General features: G+C 43.5%; 3 protein-coding genes. 1 reads left to right on the top strand and 2 read right to left on the bottom strand.

All coding sequences use genetic code 11. From position 1 onward, the window contains the following. Positions 1–146 precede the first annotated feature (146 nt). Positions 147–458, bottom strand: coding sequence for a hypothetical protein (locus PX636_RS16000; RefSeq protein WP_002798470.1), 312 nt, complete (start codon positions 456–458; stop codon positions 147–149). A 78-nt stretch (positions 459–536) separates the two neighbouring features. Continuing rightward, complete coding sequence (gene tatC / locus PX636_RS15995) at positions 537–1,298, bottom strand: twin-arginine translocase subunit TatC (RefSeq protein WP_002756761.1); 762 nt, start codon at positions 1,296–1,298, stop codon at positions 537–539. Positions 1,299–1,519: 221 nt separating this feature from the next. Here tatC and nadA point away from each other — a divergent pair, with 221 nt between their 5' ends. Further along, a complete protein-coding gene (gene nadA / locus PX636_RS15990) occupies positions 1,520–2,479 on the top strand; it encodes a quinolinate synthase NadA (RefSeq protein WP_002798469.1) in 960 nt (319 codons plus the stop codon). Positions 2,480–2,717 lie beyond the last annotated feature (238 nt).

The following is a 2,717-nucleotide window of genomic DNA, read 5'->3' as shown; positions in this document are numbered from 1 at the left end:
TGTAGGGTGTGGGGTGTAGGGTGTGGGGTGTGGGGTGTGGGGTGTGGGGTGTAGGGTGTAGGGTGTAGGCTGTGGGCTGTGGGCTGTGGGCTGTGGGCTGTGGGGAGATGGGGAATTATGACTGATAACTGATAACTGATAACTGATTACTTCCTCAGCACTTCTTCGGCATTTTGCAGGATTTCGAGGACTTGTTCGGCACTAATCAAGCGTTTTAGCACCACTTGCCCGATGGTGGGGACAGTATCGGCAATTTCGGCACTCTTGGGGGCAACTTCTACCATAATCACGGCTTCTTCCACCTTATAAAGCCATAAAACCTGTTCTCCCTCTAAAATACCGATATTTAATCGCTCTATCTGCGGTGGTCGTCGCCAACTACTCGCGTGATCCCACAAACCGCCAAATTCCCACACCCGTCCTATTGTCCAACCTGCCGTTAAGAAAAAATATTTCACTTTGTTACTCAATCTAGAATCAATCTCTAGCTTTCTGGCTTAATTAGTTTTCAGCCGTCAAATTTTATCAAAAAACTGCTAACGTCCCGTTAATTTCACCACCCCAATGCCCCCAAAGTATAGACCCAAGACCGCCCCTGCTAACAGGGATTGGGTGAGAGGATCTGTGGAAGGGGTTAAAATCGCGCCTAAAATCACTGCCCCCAAAACCACGAAACGCCAACCCGATAACATCGTTTGCGAGGAAATAATGCCTAAAAAGCTCAAAATCAATTGAATAACGGGAATTTGAAAGGCGATGCCGGTACTAAAAAGTAAAAGTAAGACAAATTCAAAATAGCGCTCGATCGACCAAGCTTGTTCGACCACTTCCGCCCCATAATTGACAAAAAAGTTTAAAGCGGCGGGAATCAGGGCAATATAGGCAAAAAATAAACCGGCAAAAAATAAGACACTCGATCCTAACACTACCGGGACAATTAAACGCCGTTCGCGACGGGTTAACCCCGGCAGCACAAAGAGGATAATTTGCAAGAGAATGACGGGACTAGCCACCAGTATGCCGCTATATCCAGCTACTTTTAGGGAGACGAAAAAAAATTCTCCCGGGGCCAACTGCAAAAATTTTACCCCTTGGGCAGGGACTTCCAGCACTTGTACTAGGGGTTTAACGAAGATAAAACATCCCACCGCACCCACAGCCACGGCAATTAAACTATAAAAAATCCGGCGCCGCAATTCCTCCAAGTGGTCAAATAAGGACATTTCCACTTCTCCGGGCAATTCGTCGAGAAATTCGGTACTGTCTGGGGGCGGGGTTTTTACTTCTGTCGATGACATGGCTTTCGCTCGATCGTTCTCTACTCAAGCCTTTATCCTAGCATTGATAGGGGATGGGGGTTCGGGGTTCGGGGTTCGGAGTTCGGAGACAGAATTCAGGATAATAAATCAAAGTTGCCCCCCACTTCCCCACTTCCCCACTCCCCCACTCCCCTTAAAAAAAATTTGCTATGATCTAGGGACTTGTTTAGTATTTGGTAAAAATAACCATAAATGCCGCCGTGTTCACAACTGTTCAACCCACAAATCGATCGAGCTTACCTGATGACCTATTTACGGCAATTAAAGAGCTTAAACGGGAATTAAACGCCGTTATTCTGGCTCACTACTATCAAAATTCTGACATACAGGATATAGCTGATTATATTGGTGATTCTCTCGGTTTATCCCAACAGGCTGCCCGAACGCCAGCAGATGTGATCGTATTTGCGGGGGTTCACTTCATGGCAGAAACAGCTAAAATCTTAAACCCAGATAAGTTGGTATTGCTGCCGGATTTAGATGCAGGATGTTCTTTAGCTGATAGTTGTCATCCTGAAGATTTTGCTCGTTTTAAAGCCCAATATCCCGATCATATCGTGATTTCCTATATCAATTGCAGTGCAGAAATTAAGGCCATGAGTGATATTATCTGCACCAGTTCCAACGCAGTCAAAATAGTTAATCAAATCCCTGCCCATCAACCGATTATCTTCGCTCCCGATCGCAATTTAGGCCGTTACGTCAGTCAGCAAACTGGTAGAGATTTAGTTCTCTGGCAGGGTAGTTGTATTGTCCATGAAACTTTTTCCGAACGCAAGATAATAGAATTAAAAGTCGCCCATCCAGAAGCAAAAATTATCGCCCATCCTGAGTGTGAAGCATCGGTTTTACGCCATGCCGATTATATTGGTTCCACGACGGCACTATTAAATTATTCCCTGAAAAGTTCCGAAAAAACCTTTATTGTCGCCACAGAACCGGGGATTATTCACCAGATGCAAAAATCCGCCCCAGAGAAACTATTTATCCCCGCACCAGCTTTAAATAACTGTGCTTGTAATGAGTGTCCCTACATGAGACTGAACACTCTCGAAAAATTGTATCTCTGTATGCGAGATAAAACTCCAGAAATTACTATTTCTGAAGATTTAAGAGTTAAGGCACTGTTGCCGATTCAAAGAATGTTAGAAATGTCTTAATCAGTAATCAGTAATCAGTAATCAGTAATCAGTAATCAGTAATCAGTTATCAGTTATCAGTTATCAGATGTGAGTTTTCAGTTGATTAGACATCTGCAAAAATTATAACCCAATCAGAGCTTGCTTTGATAACTTGTACTAATTAGTAGTTCGGCACTGAAATATATATCTGTCGTTGCTAATTCAATTTAACTGAAAAAATCTGGGGACATTAAAATCATTTTTATTTGGGTAAGTT

This window comes from Microcystis sp. M53598_WE2 (genome assembly GCF_030067735.1).
Classification (GTDB): domain Bacteria; phylum Cyanobacteriota; class Cyanobacteriia; order Cyanobacteriales; family Microcystaceae; genus Microcystis; species Microcystis aeruginosa.
Note: the sequence above shows the minus strand (reverse complement) of the source record. Positions and strands in the feature narration are given on the sequence as shown.

Bases quoted from the DNA above. Each gene is read 5' to 3' on its own strand.
- tatC (WP_002756761.1), bottom strand. From the start codon at position 1,298: ATGTCATCGACAGAAGTAAAAACCCCGCCCCCAGACAGTACCGAATTT.